Genomic DNA, 17929 nt, shown 5'->3' on the forward strand with positions numbered 1-17929 from the left:
TTTTTAAATTTGAACTACCCGAAAACCGAGATTTCCTGTGGAGCTGTCTGGCGTATTACTGCTCCGGGCCGCAACCCGGTAACGGTTACAATAAGACCGGTGACACAAATAGGAACCGCCGCGCATTGACTTTCTGCCCGTTTCCCGTTGGTACAGCGGGTTATCCGCTGATGTCTCACGATGATATCCCGGGGTGAACCAATCTGCACACCATTCCCATACATTACCTGCAACATTATATAACCCGTATCCATTTGGCTCATAGGAGTCCACAGGAGCGGTGCCAATATAGCCGTCACTTGCATTATTCTTGACAGGGAACTTTCCCTGCCAGATGTTACACATATGCCTGCCATCCTGCTTGAGTATATCGCCCCAAGGATATGTCTTCCGCTTCAACCCGCCCCGAGCTGCATACTCCCATTCCGCTTCTGTCGGCAGCCTGGTTCCAGACCAGGTACAGTAAGCGACAGCATCATTCCAAGAGATATGTACAACCGGATGATTAAGCCGGTCCATAATGCTTGAATCGGGTCCCTCAGGCCGTTTCCAGTCAGCTCCTTCTACGACATACCACCAAGGCACCTGTTGAGGTGTGCTTCGCACCTGCTGCCTCGTCTCCTCAGAGACAAACAGATGGAATACATAAGACCAGCCATATCTCTCGGCCTCGGTTACATATCCCGTAGCTTCGATAAATTGTCGAAATTGTTCATTCGTTACGGTATAGGCTGACATACAAAAGGAATTAACGTATACTTCTCGAACAGGCCCTTCACCATCACTAGGGAAACCTTCTGACGTGTCCGTCCCCATATCAAAAGACCCTGCCGGAATATCCGCCCAATTCATATGAATGATGGCTGAAGAGGACGGATCCGTTTCCTGTTTGAACTGTGCTTGAATATCTACTGCACTATGCACGGGGTGTAAAGTTCTACTGGCTGAACAGCAGTTGTTATTCTGCATCGGCTATATTCACTTCCTTCTATTATTTGTGCTTAATAGGCTCATGCTGCCTCAATTTAATCATCATATCACTTTTTTCATTTTGGAGTTTAATCGAATCAATTTCATAAATCATAAAAAAAGTGAATTCGAAACTATATATAGACAAATAAAATCATTTTGATCTATATATACTCTTGATTGAAGCAGCCAAAGGTATTATGAAATTGATTCAATCCATTGGAATATTAGGGTTAGTCAATGGTCTTTGACTCCCAGCTGAGTTATAATCGTTATCATATCTTATCGTGAAAAATAACCTTATTCATTGGAGCAGCGACTTTCATGAACAAAAAAGAACCTGTATTACAATCAAACAAAAAATGGATTTATTCCTGGATTGCTGAGCATGGTCCTATATCCAAGGCTGAACTACTTGATGCTTTTTCACTAACGAGCAGTACACTTACCCGCCTGCTTGAAGAGATGACAAGCGAAGGTCTTATTCAGGCGGCAAGCCTAGGCGCTTCCAGTGGAGGTCGCCGCCCCATTCTCTATCAGATTGAACCTGATTACAAATACATATTTGGCCTTGAAATTTCCCGGTTCTCTTCCACACTCGGTCTGTTTGACATGGCTATGAATCCGAAATCCGTGATGCGCTGGCGGATGGATGAATCGATGACGCCCGAGCGTTTTGTTGAATTTGCTTCCGGGCATATGAGGAGCTTTCTAAAGGATCATCAGCTGGAGCCTTCACAAATATTAGGTATCGGTATCGGTGCAGTCGGACCCGTTGACCGAAACAAAGGGACGATTCTCGATCCATTATACTTTCCAGCATCAGGATGGCGTAATATCCCTATATGTCAGCAGTTTGAGAATGCTACAGGCTGGAAGGCTTATCTTGAGAACGGAGTTAACGCTGCACTTATCGGGGAGACCTGGGCGATGCGTAATCAAGGTATTCAGCATGCACTTTATGTTCACGCCGGAGTCAGCCTCAGATCTGCTATTATGTCTCAGGGCCAAATTGTTCATGGTACCGTTGATACGGAAGGCTCCATCGGTCAAATGATCGTGCAAATCGATGGTCAGCGGCTCGGTCCGATTGGCAATTATGGAGCACTAGAGGCATACGCCTCGATCCAAGCACTTGAGAGGACGGCACGAGCACAGGCCAAGGCCGGAAGACCACTCGGTCCTATACTCAGCTCATTGCCCCCCGATCGAATTCAGTTTGAGCATCTTCTCAAGGCACTGGATGCAGAGGATCCTTTCGCAAGGGAAATATTCGAGCAGTCTGCCGTCTATTTTGGTATAGGGCTAGCCAATTTGATTAATATGTTTCATCCGGAGATTGTTATATTAGGTGGAACCTTAGTCAATTACAATGCACTATACTTTGATACAGCAACACATATCGCCAAGAAGAATACCTTCTATAATCCTAGATATGAGCCCTTATTCTCAAAAGGGAACCTTAAGGAAGACGCAGTCATTACGGGATGCGCACTTAACGTGTGCCGGGCTTTCCAGCTATAGAAATTACAGAAGCTTTTCATAAGATAAAAGGGTTGTCCTAATGCAGTATAACTGCGATTAGAACAACCCTTTTATTTTGGGAGCATATTATTATGACAATGCTTCTGTCAGTACAGGAACGATCTGAGATTTACGGGAAACAACGCCTTTCAGAAGTGCTTTGTTGTCCACGAGCTGAACATTGTACGCACGCTCAACTGCCTCAGACTTATGTCCAAGTGCAATCGCCACAGAGTCATTGTTAAGAATGTCTGTAATTACAAATACGAACAGATCGAGATTCTTCTCAGCAATGGTTTGGTAAATTACAGCCTCAAGCTCTGCTTGTTTCACAAGCAAATCGTTGACATCCACCGTGTTGACTTGTGCAATTTCAACTTTGAACTCGCCCATTGAGAATTCCTTCGCATCAAGCGTAAGGAGCTGAGGAACGGATTTTTTGCTAAGATCAGCACCTGCCTTGAGCATATCAAGACCGTACACGCTGGCATCGACACCTGCAATCTCAGCCAGTTCCTTGGCTGCAGCAATATCCTGCTCGGTGCAAGTTGGAGATTTAAACAATAGAGAATCAGAAATAATAGCAGACAGCATCAGACCCGCAATCGGTTTCGTAATCTCCACATTATTCTCTTTATACAGCTTGTTAAGAATGGTAGCTGTGCAGCCCACTGGCTCTGCGCGATAGTACAGCGGCTGGCTTGTCTCAAAATTAGCAATTCTGTGGTGATCAATAACTTCCGTAATCTGAACCTGATCAATATCGCTTACGCTTTGTTGACGCTCGTTATGGTCAACCAAGATAACGCTGTTTGTTTCATTCGCTACAGTCTCTACAAGACGAGGTGCATCCACGTTGAAGAAATCGAGAGCAAATTGTGTTTCACCATTTACTTCTCCAAGACGCACGGCTTCTGCTTCAAGACCCAGCTTAACCTTAAGATCAGCATAGGCAATTGCAGAACAGATCGTGTCCGTATCCGGATTTTTGTGTCCAAAAATCAATGTTTTCCCCATTTAATTGAGACCTCCGTTAATATGTTGTTGTCATCATGTGTGAGCATCCGGTTAGGATGTATTTCCCTATACGATTATATCGTTAAATGAATTGTATTCCAATGTTTATACCTTGTTTTAAAAAAATATTTTTTATGGCATTAATTCAACGACTGCCTGTTTGCCGCTAAGCTGAATTCCCGTCTTTGGCGTGCCGTATTCCTTCAAATCACGTATAAGACCCTCAAGAAGTGATTTCGCCAGATCTCCTTCTTTCTTTTGAATCTTCACAACCAGCCTCACTATATCACCAGATTTAAGGATACGCTCCATTTGAGTCTTCTTCGTATCATAATCATGCTCCTCAATATGCGGAGTCAAGCGGATCTCTTTGATCTTCGGCTCACGGCTCTTACGCTTCTCGGCCGCCGCCTCCTGCTTGGCAGCTCCCGCTCCAACTAGCCTGCATGGCGGAGGACTGCTCATGAGTGATGTGCATACCAGATCTACCTTTAGCTTCTTGGCTAGTGCGAGCGCTTCGGCGGTCTTCATCACACCGAGCTCTTCCCCATCTATACCGGTAACCTCTACTTCGGCTGCTTTGATTTTTTCGTTCTTGATCAATTTACTCTTCCCCTTCCCTCATCGCTTCCGCAATCAGCTGAAATGACCTCTTCCTTGCTTCAAAATCGTGGATGGCAGATGCAATCATGATTTCGTCCACATGATAAAACTCGCTGATTCGGCGTATTCCTCTATTCACCTGCTCAGGATTACCCACAATGCTGAGATGCCTCCTGCTGTTAATCTGCTCCTTCTCCACTGCAGTATAAGGATATTGAAGCGACGTCTCCACCGATGGGAAGCCGGATAGCTGTGCTCCTCGCATCAACGCAAGAAAATAGAGCTGATTGCTTGAAGCAAGGTTCTTTGCTTCCTCCTCCGTATCTGCGCAAATCACACTAATGGTAATCATCGACCGTGGGGTATCCCTCACGATGGAAGGCTGAAAACCAGATTTATAATGATGAATCGCTTCTTCTCCTCCAGGTACGCCAAAGAAATGAGCAAACGAGTAGGAAACGCCATGTCGTGCTGCGATCTTTCCTCCTTCACTGCTTGATCCAAGCACCCATAGCTCCGGAACGCTGTCGATCAGTGGAATGGCCTTCAGTTTGGCATACCGGTGATCCTCCGGAAGATCCTCATATAAATAACCGATCAGATCATCAATCTGGACTGGAAATTGCTGCGAATTCATTCGCTTCCCTTCGTTTAAAGCCGCTGTCGCGAGCGGCATCGCGCCTGTAGCTCTCCCGATACCCAGATCAATTCGGCCCGGATATAAAGCCTCTAACAAACGGAAATTCTCAGCCACTTTATAAGCACTGTAGTGGGGCAGCATAATGCCTCCCGAACCAACACGTATGCGTGAGCTGTGAGAAGCCAAATGGGAGATCATCACTTCCGGGCTGGAAAAGGAGAGTGCAGGCATGCCATGATGCTCTGAAACCCAAAACCGGTGATACCCCAGACTTTCGGTGAATTGAATCAGCTCTGTCGCTTCACTCAAAGCATCGTGAACCGTGAACCCTTCTTTTATGTAGCCATGCTCTAATACACTTAGTTTGATCATTTTCATTCACCCTTCCCTACAAGAAAATTCCGCTCAATTGCAGTCCAAAGTTAAAGGACACCGTTATTGTTAACGGTGTCCTTCTATCATATCAGAATCCACGCTTCGGAAGCAGCTTCACATATTCATCCGAAAGCTTCATCAGCTTCATAATATAATCGTAATCGGCGCGATACTTCAAAATATCGGCGACGGGTTCCAGCGTTGTCAGCGAAATCGCCTGTCCATCCTCAAAACCGCTGCCCGGTACGAACATGACTTCATTATTGAAGAATGTACCTGTCGGCATGTAATATCGCATCCCGATGACATTCTGGTCAATATTAAGCAGATCCTGTCCTAATGCAGTGAAGTTCGAATCCTTCAAAGAAATACCGAGAAGGTTGGAGACCGTAGGCAATATATCCATTTGTCCGCCAACCGTATCAATCTGACGTCCTTCCATTCCAGGTACATGAATGACGAGCGGTATATTGAAGCGGCTGATCTGTTCATGATAAGGAACGCCTAGAGCAGCCTCAACCTGCTCCGGAGAAGTACTCTGATTCTGCAGCCCAAAGTGATCGCCGTAGACGACGAGAATCGTGTCCTCCCACAGTCCTTCTTCCTTCAGCCCGTCAATTAGTGTCCCCAGAGCATAATCAGCATAGTTCAGTGCTGTCAGGTAATCGCCCAAGGCAGTGCCTGCAAGCTGCTGAGGAACTTCCATCTGCTTACGATCCTGCGGTACTTTGAAAGGCGCATGACTTGAAGTTGCGATAAAATGTGCGTAGAACGGCTTGTTCTGCGCATCCAGATCCACCAGCTTATTCAGTCCGACACGATACATTTCTTCATCAGAAGCACCAAAATCGTTAAAATGATCATTTGTAAAATAAGGCTTATCAAAATATTGATCAAAATGAAGTGCAGGATACATTTTGTTTCGATCCCAAAAGCTCACATTGTTAACATGGAAGGTCTGTGCTGTATATCCTTCATTCTGTACAAGGCGCGGCAGACTTGGCAGCACGCGGTCACCAAACCCGGTTGCCATCGCCATCGTCCCAATCGGATAAATTGATGTATTCGTAATAAATTCGGCATCCGAAGTATTCCCTTGTCCTATTTGCTGAAATACATGTGGAAAATACATGCTCTCCTCGATGAGATCATTGAGCACCGGAGTGACCTCTTGTCCATCTACCTGCTGACGAACCGGGAAATTTTGAAATGATTCCAGCTGTACGATAATCAGATTCTTCCCTTTTGCTGCACCGAATCCATCCGGTATCGTCTCATTACCATCTTGTTCGGATTGCTGTTGATATGGGTAGGTGGCTTGATGCTCCTTAATTTCCTTAACCGTCTCCTCGATATCTCCGGCAGCAATCAATTTATTCTGCTGATTCGCAAGAATCGCTTGTGCCACCTGATAATTCAGAAAACCAAGCTCGTCGGCACGAACGGTTTCGTTCTCAATTGAACCATCCTTGGCAATCGTCAATCCAGACATGACAAGACCAATGACGGCGACCGATAAAATACCGATCCGGGACAGCTGTCTCGTATATACGCTTCGTTTACCTTGAACTCTGTATATGATCCATAAGATCGTCATCACCATGACATCCGCAAAAAACCAAAAATGCTTCGGCTCGATCAGCAGACCGATACTTGAGGCAACCTGCGGCACTTGATTCAGACTAAGTAGTGTCGTATATGTCGGTATGGAACCGAACTGGACGTTATAAATTGTTGCCGCGAACAGAATGATCGAGAACAGCGTGTTCAAGCTCCAATAAGCTGTTCCCTTCCATTTCCCTGAGAAGAGAAGCTCCCATAGGCATAAAACGACCAGAACAGCTATCGCATCTACAGCAATGCGGTCCCATGAGATGTCTCTAAATACAAAAAAGCGGAATAATGTCAGCTTTGCCATCATGAGCACAAACACAATAACAAATAACGACCTTCCCAGCCCTGTCTTTGTTTCTTTCAATTGAATTGACCCCATTCTAAATCTAAAATTTTATAATGTTTTTACGAAATATGTGATCCATTATAACATTTATATTGTTTTAGTTCTAATTTAATGAGCTGTGAGTTTGATTCTTGCAGAATAAACAAAAAAACAGGAAGCTTCCTTTAAGGAAGACGCTCCTGTTCATTGACCATTTCTTAATTTAATTGTCGGTATCGTTACTGGCACTCATCGAAAATGCAGTGCCTGCTTCATTTCCGGCGTTTGCTCGTAGGCATCACTTAATCCCTTTTCTTCAATCCATTGCTTGGATACTCTCTTATACGACAGCTCCGTCTGAAACGGTGCGGCAAAAGGGGATGGTGTCACCTGTACCGTCTGGCTGTCCAGCCATTTTGCCTGAAGTGAAGGCGCATCAGGATCTAATGTGCTGAGTTGAGTCAATCCGTTCTTGAACCAGGGATGTTCCTCCTGCTTAGTGACTCCAGGTTCATTCATGCATACATAGAGCGATAGATCGTCACAGAACTCAAGAAGGCGGGAATGCTGATCAACAACCTCGGCTTCCTGCGGCGCCGCCTCTCTACGCAAACGCTGCTGTCTATACCCTTCCTCTTTACAAAAAGCGATGCTGAACTCATCTGTCCCGTTCTGAATATCGGGAAACTGGGTGAAATGGTGACTGACCAGGTAGGCCGCATAAGGACTGTGCTCTTCTACTTCTTCGATTCCGGCTTGGTACATTCTCAGCTTCACCGGATAAGGATAATTGACGAAATAATAAGGCTCCTTCTCCTTGTCATTCCAGATCGGCACCTCATCTACCCGAATCCATGCCCGATCATGCTCGTAAATAGCATACAATACATCCTTCTTATATGTATCCTGGATAAACAATTCCGGTAAGAGTCTAGAGGCAATCTCTCCCGACAGTCTTGCATGCTCATGCTGCTTAATCATAATGAAGTGCTGTGCTTGTTCTCTTATAATCATCTACGATAACATCTCCTTCTACATCCGCTTGTGATTAAGTAACCCACGCAGGCACCGTTCTAAACTTTATATAACATACAGAATAAAGTACAAAGAAGCCCGATCAGGCCCCTTCGGTTATTACACTTATATCTTCTTATCTACTAGAGATATCCCAGTATTATGCCTGCTGTCTCTTCAATGGCTTTGTCTGTTACATCTATAACCGGACAACCCAGCCGATCAAACAGTTCATAAGCATATTCCAGCTCGGTAACGATCCGCGCGAGCGAAGCGTATTTTGACCCATTGGGAAGTCCCATGACCTTAAGCCGTTCTGAGCGTATTTTGAGCAAATGCTCTGCATCCATGGTCAGTCCGACAATTTGACCCTTGATCGGCTCGTTTAAAGGTTCAGGAGGCTTGATCTCAGGTACGATGGGATAATTGACAACCTTATAGCCTTTATGCGCGAGAAATATACTCAGCGGTGTTTTTGAGGTCCGGGATACGCCAAGCAGAACAATATCGGCTTTGACAATGGCACTGGTGTCTTTGCCATCGTCACACTTTACTGCAAATTCGACTGCTTCCACGCGTCTAAAGTAGTCTTCGTCCAAACGATGCAGGACACCCGGACGCTGTGTCGGCGAATCATGGAACGTATCAATAAAGGCCTGCATCATCGGCCCCATGATGTCCACGGTTCGAATGCCAAGTCGCACCGATTCTTCCTTGATCGCTTCACGCAGCTCAGGCTGAACGAGTGTATATGCGACAAAACCGGATTTACGGTGAACCTCTTCCATCAGCTCTCGAATCTCATCTTCACTGCGGATTTGGGGATAACGTCTTAGCTGAATGTTCAATGACTCAAATTGTCGCAGTGCGGCTCTTACAACGAGATCAGCTGTTTCCCCTAGAGAATCTGAACAAACGGCGACGAAATGCATCCTCTTTTCCCCCTGCTGCTTTATTCATACTCACCCTTCGTGATGTACCGAATCAAACGCCCTGGCTTTTTGATTCATACTCACCCTTCGTGATGTACCGAATCAAACGCCTCAAATAATACTCTAACGATCGTCGTCTTCGATATCCGGCCGACCAGCTCATTGGTCTCCCGCTTAATAACAGGTAAGCTGTCGATCTCGTGAAACACCATTTTTCCAACTGCGTCTATTATTCGATCCTCCGGTGACACCGATATCATATTCGGCTCTCTTGTCATCATCAGGCTGACCGGAATCTCTCGAATATCCTGATCTCCTAAGGTCACCTTAAGCAGATCCTTCCGAGAGACAATTCCGATCAATGCGCCCTCTGAGTTAATCACCAGCAGTGTTCCGACATCCTCCAAGAACAAGGTCACTACGGCCTCATGGATGGTGGTATGTCCATATACTACAACGGGTACACTCTGTACATCCTTCACTTTCATTTCGCCTATCTCCGTCAAGTACCTGTCTGAAGCAGTCATCACACGGCCGAGAAAATATCCTACCTTGGGCTTTGCAGACAAGTAACCTGTCATTACAAGTAATGAAAGATCTGCTCTAATCGTCGGCTTGGATAGTGACAAGCGGTCAGCAATCTGATCCCCCGTAATGGGAGCACTCTCCTGAACAATATCTACAATGCGTTGTTGTCTTCCTGTTAGTTCAATCACAATATGCCCCCATAATCAGTTACCATAAAAATTGATGATAAGCTCACATTATGACGAGTAGCGTTCATCATTATGCGGTGCTCGTTACCTCTGAGCAATCCTCAGGGACTGACACATTTCGCTCCCGTATTTCGGCTTGCGCCGCAGCAATTCGGGCAAAAGGCACGCGATAAGGTGAGCAGCTGACATAATCCAGTCCAATCTGATGGCAGAAACGAATAGAATCTCGATCACCACCATGCTCCCCGCACAGTCCAGCTACAAGCTGCGGCTTCCAGGAACGTCCTCTATTCAGAGCCAGCTTCATCAGCTCACCGACGCCTTCTTCATCCAGCACTTCAAAAGGGTTCGCTTCAACAATCTTCTGCTCCAGATATTGGCTAAGGAATCTGCGTTCCGCATCATCTCTACTGTAACCGAGCGTCATCTGTGTTAAGTCATTTGTGCCAAAGGAGAAAAAATCGGCATGTTTCGCTATCTCTGCGGCAGTTAAGGCTGCACGCGGAACTTCAATCATCGTGCCAACCCGATACGGACAATGCCTCAGATTCTCTCTCAGCACTTGTTCCGCAACTTCATCCACAAGCCTTCTCAGCGTGGACAGCTCATTGGCATGCCCTACCAGAGGAATCATAATTTCAGGTACAACCGATATCCCCCGATCTATACAGTTCGCGGCTGCACGGAAGATTGCCTCTATTTGCATATCATAAATTTCGGGGAATACAATTCCAAGCCTTGCACCTCTCCAGCCAAGCATGGGATTCGTCTCTCTTAACTCCTGCACCTTCGATATGACTCGTTCTACTTTATCCAGCTCTTCGGTATCCCCATCCATTGTTATCATGCGAAGATGCTCTTTTCTGCCTTCCAGTACTTCAAGCTTCGGCAAAAATTCATGCAGCGGCGGATCCAGCAAACGAATGGTGACAGGCAGCCCATCCATCTCCGTAAAGATCTGCTCAAAATCCGATTGCTGAATCGGCAATAAGCGGTATAGTGCCTCTTGACGCTCCTGGGCATTTCCGGCGACGATGACCCGCTGAATCAACGGCAGTCTGGAAGGTGACAGAAACATATGCTCTGTACGGCACAAGCCTATTCCTTCTGCTCCCCATTTGCGTGCATACTTTACGTCACCCGGCTGATCAATATTTGCATAGACCTTCATATGCTTGATCTCATCCGCCCAGCTTAGAACGAGAGACAATTCCTCCGAAATTTCAGGATCCTTCAGCTTGATCTCTCCTGCATACACCTGCCCCGTTGCTCCATCCAGTGAGATCAGATCTCCTTCTCGGAAGGTATATTCCCCGCAGACCAGCTCCTTCACATCCTCACGAAGCTCCATCTCTTCACAGCCGCACACACAGGGTGTTCCCATTCCTCTTGCAACCACCGCTGCATGGCTTGTCATTCCTCCCCGCAGTGTAAGCAGGCCTTCGGCCGCAATAACTCCATGAATATCCTGAGGTGTAGTTTCTCTGCGTACCAAAATAACTCTTTTGCCCACAGAAGTCCATGCTTCTGCCGTTTCGGAATCAAACACAAGCGCACCGCTCACAGCACCGGGAGAAGCTGGAAGTCCCGTCGCCACAACCTTATCCGCATCCTGAGCCTCAATTGACTGATGCAGCAGTTGATTTAGATGCTCAGGCTCAATTCGCAGCAAGGCTTCTTCCTTGGTAATAATGCCTTCCTTCGCATAATCGACTGCTGCTTTCATGGCTGCTTGGGCAGTCCGCCTTGCTCCACGAGTCTGCAGTATGTACAGCTTGCCCTGTTCAATCGTAAATTCAATGTCCTGTATATCTCCATACCAAGCTTCCAGCCGGGACGCTGCTTCGTGAAGCTCTTCATATACGGCGGGCATCGTTTGGGCAAGATACGATATTCCGAACGGAGTACGTATGCCCATGACGACTTCTTCTCCTTGAGCCGATGGCAGATATTCCCCTAGAATTTCATGAACTCCAGTGGATGGGTTTCGAGTAAAAAGCACACCTGTCCCGCTGTATTCATCCAGATTGCCGAATACCATTTCCTGAACACTGACAGCCGTTCCCTGATCCTCTGGAATCTTATGAACCTTGCGATATACTTTGGCCCTCGGATTTGACCAGGAACGGAAGATCGCGCGTACGGCATCAATTAACTGCTCTCTTACATTTTGCGGGATCGGTTTCTTGGTACGCTGATGAATGAGTGATTTATATTTATCGATGAGCTCCGCAAGGTCTGCTTGTTCAAGCTGTCCGATATGTTCCGTCCCTTGAGCTGTATTGAGCTGACGCAGTAATTTCGAGAATGCATTATTCTCGATTCCCATCACCACATGTCCATACATTTGTATAAAACGGGCATAGCATTCCAGCGCATATTTGCGATTGCCGGTCATTGCCGCGAGACCTTCTGATGTCTCGTCATTCATGCCAAGGTTCAGGATGGTATCCATCATCCCCGGCATGGAAGTTACTGCACCCGAACGTACGGCAACGAATAACGGATTCGCAGAATTCCCGAATGTTTTGCCGGTCTTCTGTTCTAGACTCACGAGTGCTGCTTCAATCTCTTCAATAAGGGAGAGCGGAATATGTCCAAGATGCGTGTAATAATCCCGGCATGAAGCCGTCGTAATCGTAAAGCCGTAAGGTACAGGCAAGCCCGCTCTTGTCATTTCCGCCAAATCCGCTCCTTTTCCACCCAGAAGCTCTCGCATCGATGCATTACCTTCACTAAACATGAATACACGTTGGTCCGTCATCCGATCTCTCCTCATCTCATTGTTTTTCAAATGCATATTTTCCATTTTTTTCAAATCTAACTTAGCCAATATATTACGTCACGAATGAGGAATGGTCAATATATAATACGTCATATAAGAATGTTTTATAGGTGTAGATTACACATGATTTCGGATGTAGTGACCATAAATTCAACACAAAGAAGCTGTCACTACGGACAGCTTCTTGGTCTGTGTTACAGAAGAGAGATCACCGTTGCTGCTCAGAAACACCGTTCATTTCCAGCACCGATTGGATCATACTGCTGCGGTATTCAATTTTGGGCTTGAGATCGATCCCTCTGGATTTACCTTCAATATATAATGTGACATCATTTGATCCGTCATAGGATCTGTATCCTGTCACCTTATCATAAGGAATAAAATAGAGACCAAACTTAACACCGTTCTCCCCGACATAAAACTGACTAACCAAATAATAGACAACAAACGAGAGTAAGAAAATAACGTATTTTAGCCATCCTTCACTCGTTATCAAGTAAATACCGCCAAGTACATAGATCAGCACCATCAGCAGCGTATTTTCTTTACCTAGTCCGCTAAACCTTACTTTCCCTGCTCTGCGACGCTGCTGAATGCTAACAATCAAGGCAGCCAATGAGAGGATTAGAAATAGAACCAGACTAATATTGGATACCAAGTGCACTCCACTCTCCCTTGCAGCGACTACATCTGCTTATGCCAATTTGATAGCAGCGTCGCTGACCTGATGAAGCTCATTCTTTACGGCAGTCTAGGTCCTCTCGCTGTAACATACAGCTTGTACCATTCATCCCGTGTCATGAGCTGGCCTTGGCGAACGGCGTCCCCCGTCGCTTTAATCCGCTCAGGATTGATCGTTCCAATGACCGGCTGAATCATCGCCGGATGTCTCATCAGCCAGCCGAGTACGATCGCTTCACGAGTGGTGTCCTTCTCTTCTGCCATATCCTGAACGAGCTTCGCTGCCGCCTGAATATGCTCCGGCTGATCCGAAACGTCCTTCCCTGTGAAGATTCCTTGCGACAGTGGACTCCAGGCTTGAAGCTGAATGTCCTGCATCTGACTGAACTCCAGCAGTCCTGCCCCAAAGTTCACCTTCGTTCCAGCCCCTTGATTGACAAAGACCACCTCGTCAACAAAATGCAGGTGAGACAAGCTCATCTGCAGCTGGTTCACAATAATCGGATACGGAAGCGAACGCTGCAAAAATTCAATTTGACCCACATTCATATTGGAAACACCAAAATGACGAACCTTGCCAGCAGATTTGAGCAACGTTAAGGCTTCCGCAATTTCTTCCGGCTCCATAAGCGGATCTGGACGATGTAATAGCAAAATATCGATATATTCCGTACCCAAACGGCTCAATATGCCATCCACCGAATTCAAAATATGTTCTTTGGAGAAGTCATATCTTCCAGGCAGATCACCGTCTTGAAGTCTTATGCCGCATTTGGATTGTATAATAATCTCTTCCCTAAGAGACGGCTGTGCCTGCAGGAGCTTGCCAAACGTTTCTTCTGCTTTGCCGAAAGTGTAAATATCCGCATGATCGAACATATTGATCCCTACTTCACGCGCAGCATCTACCGCTCTCTCTGCTTCAAGCACATGTTCCTGCGTAACCGGATTCGTGTTCCACCCACCACCCATGGACATGGAACCGAGCACCAGTTGACTGGCATCAATGCCTTTATGACGCAATGGCATCATTTTCATATATATAACGCCTCCTTCTATGAATATGTACGTAACCCTACCCAATTCTACCAACATCATCTCAAAAATAAAAGGCTTGCCTGCGGCAGCAAGCACTTCTGCTGCGTCACAGACAAGCCTTTTTCAGACCAAACATCCTTATCTCATTGCCCTGCCCATACATCCTTTACATATCTGCCGCAGGATTCCAGCTCTTGCAGCCACGATACGGCTTGCTCTTCACTAGACTGTGTACGACGCTGATAACTGGAGATCAGTGTCTTTTCCACATCAGGTGCCATCCGCACGCCATCTCCACAAATGTATATTTTTGCGCCGTTCTCAATCAACTTGAGTAAATGATCGGCATCTTGTTGAAGCAGATGTTGAACATAGCATTTGTCCTGGCCTTCCACCCGGGAAAAAGCCGTATGGAGTGTAACAAGCCCCTCCTCCTGTGCCAAAATGAATTCTTCCTGGTACAAAAAGTCATGCTCCGGATTACGACAGCCGAAATACAAATGGGCCTCTCCCAGTTTCATCCCTTGTTTCTTCCATACACCTCTCGCCTGAATAAAACCACGGAAAGGAGCTACTCCGGTTCCTGGTCCAATCATGATGATCGGCGTCTCTGGTGAGTCAGGCAGCTGGAATCCAGATTCTGGAGTCTGTACAAATACGGATATTTTCGCACCAGGCTCAAGCTCTGCCAAGTAATTTGACGCAACTCCCCTGTATTCGGCTCTGCCGTTCCATGCCGGTCCGCGAACCACACTTACAGTGATGCTTGCCGTATGTGGTCGAAGCTTCGGAGAGCTTGATATGGAATAATATCGAGGCACAAGCGCAGGCAGCAGCTCAAGAAATCTCTCAAATGGAAGCTCGCATGCCTCGTACTTTTCGAGCAGGTCAAGCATGGTTATTCTTTTAGCCCTTATTTCATTCTGGTACAATTCATCCTCCAGAAGAGCATTGAGCTCTTTGGCATGAGGAGGGCACACGGTATGGGAAGCAAGCTCTCTAAGCTGTGCTCTCGTGGCAGGTGCCTGAAGCTCGACACTATGTGTGAGCAGATCATCAAGCCTTACCGTCGATCCTACCGGAAGGTGAGCACTGCTGCGTCCTTCGGCATGAAGAACAAGATGACTTGAGCCCGCTAATCCAAACCGTTTCAGCACCCTGCTTACCTGCTGCTCTGAATTTTGTGCCAGTACCCCCAGATGATCACCTTCCTGATAGGTTATCCCTTCCGGCAGCTCGATCTCGATATGCTGGGTTAATCTCCCACTGTCTTGATGCTGCAAGTTCCTGCTTCCTGTAATCATTGCCGGATAAGCCTGATAAGTCTCCGCGAGCGGTACAGCAGCCACACCGTCTACATATGAAATAGATAGACTGCTCCTTCTCTTCGTCATGGATTCTTCGACCGTGATCTGCAGCTTCTGCATTAGATCGGGCCATAGCGATTCCGTAAAGTCATCCACTTCCCGTTCGAAATCCCCGCTTGCATCGCTCTCGCCCCGATCTAATAAGCGGATGGCCCCTTTGGCATGGAGCGTTTCATCAATGAACCTCGGTACGCGCTGATAAGTGCTTGCCCAGTTATGGTCGCCGCACCCGAACACGACATAGCTAACTCCCTGAAATTCAGAAGCCGGTGCCTGCTCCAGCCAGTCTACAAAATGCTTGGCGTTCGATGGAGGCTGACCATTGTACGATGAAGTCACAATAAACACAATTCCTTCCGCCGGAAGACGGGATGTGTAATCATCAAGGGTCGCTATATTTACATCAAACCCTTGATATTTAGCTGTATCCGCAACCTCTCTTGCAATCCCTTCGGCTGTACCGAGATTTGATCCGTATAGTACTAGCATTGGTGTGTTATGACTTGGCACAGGGCTCGCTTCTCCCGGCTTGCTCACCCTGTCTGCATGTTCTGCCAGAGAAGATCCAGATCCCATCATGAAACTGTTCATGCCACGGCTGCGAAGTTTGACCCTGAAATCCTCTGGTTTCAGCGTCAAGGTTTCTTTCACCTTCAATTGATAATCCGCGTAATCAAACAGATCAAAGTGCTTAAGCACCATGCCGAGCACCAAGGTAGCTTCCTGCATGGCAAACTGCTGACCTATGCAAGCCCTTTGACCATTTCCAAAAGGCTTGTAGGCATCATGCGGCACCTTGCTTGGATCCTCAAAGCGCTCTGGGATGAATTTATCAACATCGACTCCCCATACACGCTCGTCACGATGCAACTTGGGAATGAGCACCGTTACACTGTCCCCTTTTTTCAACGGATATTTTCCGCCAATTTCCGTATCTTCCTTGGCATATAATGAGAAGGCGGGGGCAGTCGGCCATAATCTCAGTGCTTCGTTAAGCACCATACGAATATATTTTAAATCACGAACCTGATTGTAGGTTGGAAGGGAATCCTTGAATATGCGATCCACTTCTTCCCGTGCCTTCTTCAGCTTATCAGGATGCTTCAGTAAATAATAAATGGCGAAGGACAGCAGTCCGCTTGTTGTTTCATGTCCAGCGATCAAGAACGTGATCATTTGATACCGGATATTCTCCAGATCCAGCGATTCACCCGTCTCCGGATCGGTCCCCTCCAGCATATGTGACAGCAGATCCCCCGCATTACCTCCGTGCGCCTTGCGTTCCCTGATCAGATCGTCAACCAGCTCAAACATGCCCTGTATATCTTCATTAAATTGCTTCTTCTTCTGTACCATGAACAGATCCTGAATACCCAATCGGTGAAGCTGGCTCATTCCTTCATCCAGCGCTCTAACCATACGATCAATAAAGGGATGATAATCCTCGCGATAGAAGCTGTTGAATCGATAGTCAAAACCACATAGTCCGATCGTATCCAGGGTCAGCCTGGTCATATCTGCGGGGATGTCCACCGTTTCATCGGGATTAAGCCTTGCCCATTTTTGAATCAGCTGTACGGCAATATCCAGCATCTTGCTATGATAGCCCTGCATGGCCCGCTGACTGAAGCTCGATAGCAAAATATTGTGGGCCTTCTTCCAGTTCGGCTCATCTGTCGCACTCGTAAATAAGCCATCGCCGGCAAATGGACGCACATTGCGGAGCGGTGCCCAGATTCTCTTGTCAAACCGCTTCTCATCACATGCGTCCTTTACATATTCATGACCTGAGATATAAATTTCATTACGGCCCGGATATTGTATTTGAAAAATCGGACCTTGCTCATAAGCGATTTTGACGAGAGACTGCACTGGAGCATGCACATCAAGCAGAGGCAGATTCCCCAGCGGACCGTAGGTTTTGGGCCGAGGTATTTTTACAGACAAAGACATCCACATTCCCTCCAATTCACGTTTTCTTTTTAGCCTTGCTGAGTAGACTCAAGTCACATTTCGAATTCTAATACCTATTGACCGTTTTGGTTAAACGGTCAATTTAGTATAAAAAAAAGCGAAACCTATCCTCCTTTTTTTCGAAAAAATCTTGCTCTTGATGATAAGTTCCATGCTTATAGCTACCCTATCACGCTCTTCAACAAGGTTACAACAGGCACAAGGTCATAATTACCTAAGTCTAATTATCCATCTTGCGTTTACATTAAGAAGCTCAGTATAAAGCTATATCTTACGCAAGACATAGCTAAAAACCTGTCAATGGCAACAGCATTGGACAGGCTTTGTCTTATGAGAGTATAAAAACTCCTTCGTT

At 46.5% G+C, this 17929-nt stretch carries 13 protein-coding genes; 1 reads left to right on the forward strand and 12 read right to left on the reverse strand.

Features of this window, described 5'->3' with window-relative positions; all coding sequences use genetic code 11:
- Positions 1 to 3: 3 nt before the first annotated feature.
- A complete protein-coding gene (locus tag BK126_RS01480) occupies positions 4 to 852 on the reverse strand; it encodes a formylglycine-generating enzyme family protein (RefSeq protein WP_256209617.1) in 849 nt (282 codons plus the stop codon).
- Between the two features lie 441 nt (positions 853 to 1293).
- On the opposite strand from BK126_RS01480, the gene BK126_RS01485 reads away from it, so the two are divergent.
- A complete protein-coding gene (locus BK126_RS01485; RefSeq protein ID WP_076310970.1) occupies positions 1294 to 2493 on the forward strand; it encodes an ROK family transcriptional regulator in 1200 nt (399 codons plus the stop codon).
- A 90-nt stretch (positions 2494 to 2583) separates the two neighbouring features.
- Here BK126_RS01485 and BK126_RS01490 read toward each other — a convergent pair whose 3' ends face one another.
- The 11 genes from BK126_RS01490 to BK126_RS01540 form a co-directional block, all read right to left on the reverse strand.
- On the reverse strand, positions 2584 to 3510 hold the full coding sequence (locus tag BK126_RS01490) for a manganese-dependent inorganic pyrophosphatase (RefSeq protein WP_076310971.1): 927 nt from the start codon (positions 3508 to 3510) through the stop codon (positions 2584 to 2586).
- Positions 3511 to 3642: 132 nt separating this feature from the next.
- Entirely contained in the window at positions 3643 to 4113 is a 471-nt protein-coding gene (gene infC / locus BK126_RS01495; RefSeq protein WP_076310972.1) for a translation initiation factor IF-3, read from the reverse strand.
- Position 4114: 1 nt separating this feature from the next.
- Entirely contained in the window at positions 4115 to 5125 is a 1011-nt protein-coding gene (locus BK126_RS01500) for an LLM class flavin-dependent oxidoreductase (RefSeq protein ID WP_076310973.1), read from the reverse strand.
- 91 nt (positions 5126 to 5216) lie between these two features.
- Positions 5217 to 7106: an LTA synthase family protein gene (locus BK126_RS01505; RefSeq protein WP_305954023.1), complete on the reverse strand. Its 1890-nt coding sequence runs from the start codon at positions 7104 to 7106 to the stop codon at positions 5217 to 5219.
- 210 nt (positions 7107 to 7316) lie between these two features.
- Complete coding sequence (locus BK126_RS01510) at positions 7317 to 8081, reverse strand: DUF3891 family protein (RefSeq protein ID WP_076310975.1); 765 nt, start codon at positions 8079 to 8081, stop codon at positions 7317 to 7319.
- A gap of 143 nt (positions 8082 to 8224) precedes the next feature.
- Complete coding sequence (locus BK126_RS01515; RefSeq protein ID WP_076310976.1) at positions 8225 to 9013, reverse strand: pyruvate, water dikinase regulatory protein; 789 nt, start codon at positions 9011 to 9013, stop codon at positions 8225 to 8227.
- A gap of 80 nt (positions 9014 to 9093) precedes the next feature.
- On the reverse strand, positions 9094 to 9729 hold the full coding sequence (locus BK126_RS01520; RefSeq protein WP_076310977.1) for a helix-turn-helix transcriptional regulator: 636 nt from the start codon (positions 9727 to 9729) through the stop codon (positions 9094 to 9096).
- A 70-nt stretch (positions 9730 to 9799) separates the two neighbouring features.
- Complete coding sequence (gene ppdK / locus BK126_RS01525) at positions 9800 to 12493, reverse strand: pyruvate, phosphate dikinase (RefSeq protein ID WP_076310978.1); 2694 nt, start codon at positions 12491 to 12493, stop codon at positions 9800 to 9802.
- A 229-nt stretch (positions 12494 to 12722) separates the two neighbouring features.
- Positions 12723 to 13172: a hypothetical protein gene (locus tag BK126_RS01530; protein ID WP_076310979.1), complete on the reverse strand. Its 450-nt coding sequence runs from the start codon at positions 13170 to 13172 to the stop codon at positions 12723 to 12725.
- 83 nt (positions 13173 to 13255) lie between these two features.
- Entirely contained in the window at positions 13256 to 14233 is a 978-nt protein-coding gene (locus BK126_RS01535; protein ID WP_076310980.1) for an aldo/keto reductase, read from the reverse strand.
- Positions 14234 to 14376: 143 nt separating this feature from the next.
- Positions 14377 to 17553: a bifunctional cytochrome P450/NADPH--P450 reductase gene (locus BK126_RS01540; RefSeq protein WP_076310981.1), complete on the reverse strand. Its 3177-nt coding sequence runs from the start codon at positions 17551 to 17553 to the stop codon at positions 14377 to 14379.
- Positions 17554 to 17929 lie beyond the last annotated feature (376 nt).

This window comes from Paenibacillus sp. FSL H7-0326 (assembly GCF_001955535.1).
GTDB lineage: Bacteria > Bacillota > Bacilli > Paenibacillales > Paenibacillaceae > Paenibacillus > Paenibacillus shunpengii.

Coding starts and splice junctions, on each gene's coding strand:
- ppdK (WP_076310978.1), bottom strand. CDS start 12,493: ATGACGGACCAACGTGTATTCATGTTTAGTGAAGGTAATGCATCGATG.
- BK126_RS01500 (WP_076310973.1), bottom strand. CDS start 5,125: ATGATCAAACTAAGTGTATTAGAGCATGGCTACATAAAAGAAGGGTTC.
- BK126_RS01510 (WP_076310975.1), bottom strand. CDS start 8,081: ATGATTATAAGAGAACAAGCACAGCACTTCATTATGATTAAGCAGCAT.
- BK126_RS01540 (WP_076310981.1), bottom strand. CDS start 17,553: ATGTCTTTGTCTGTAAAAATACCTCGGCCCAAAACCTACGGTCCGCTG.
- BK126_RS01535 (WP_076310980.1), bottom strand. CDS start 14,233: ATGAAAATGATGCCATTGCGTCATAAAGGCATTGATGCCAGTCAACTG.
- BK126_RS01490 (WP_076310971.1), bottom strand. CDS start 3,510: ATGGGGAAAACATTGATTTTTGGACACAAAAATCCGGATACGGACACG.
- BK126_RS01480 (WP_256209617.1), bottom strand. CDS start 852: ATGAATTGGGCGGATATTCCGGCAGGGTCTTTTGATATGGGGACGGAC.
- BK126_RS01515 (WP_076310976.1), bottom strand. CDS start 9,013: ATGCATTTCGTCGCCGTTTGTTCAGATTCTCTAGGGGAAACAGCTGAT.
- BK126_RS01485 (WP_076310970.1), top strand. CDS start 1,294: ATGAACAAAAAAGAACCTGTATTACAATCAAACAAAAAATGGATTTAT.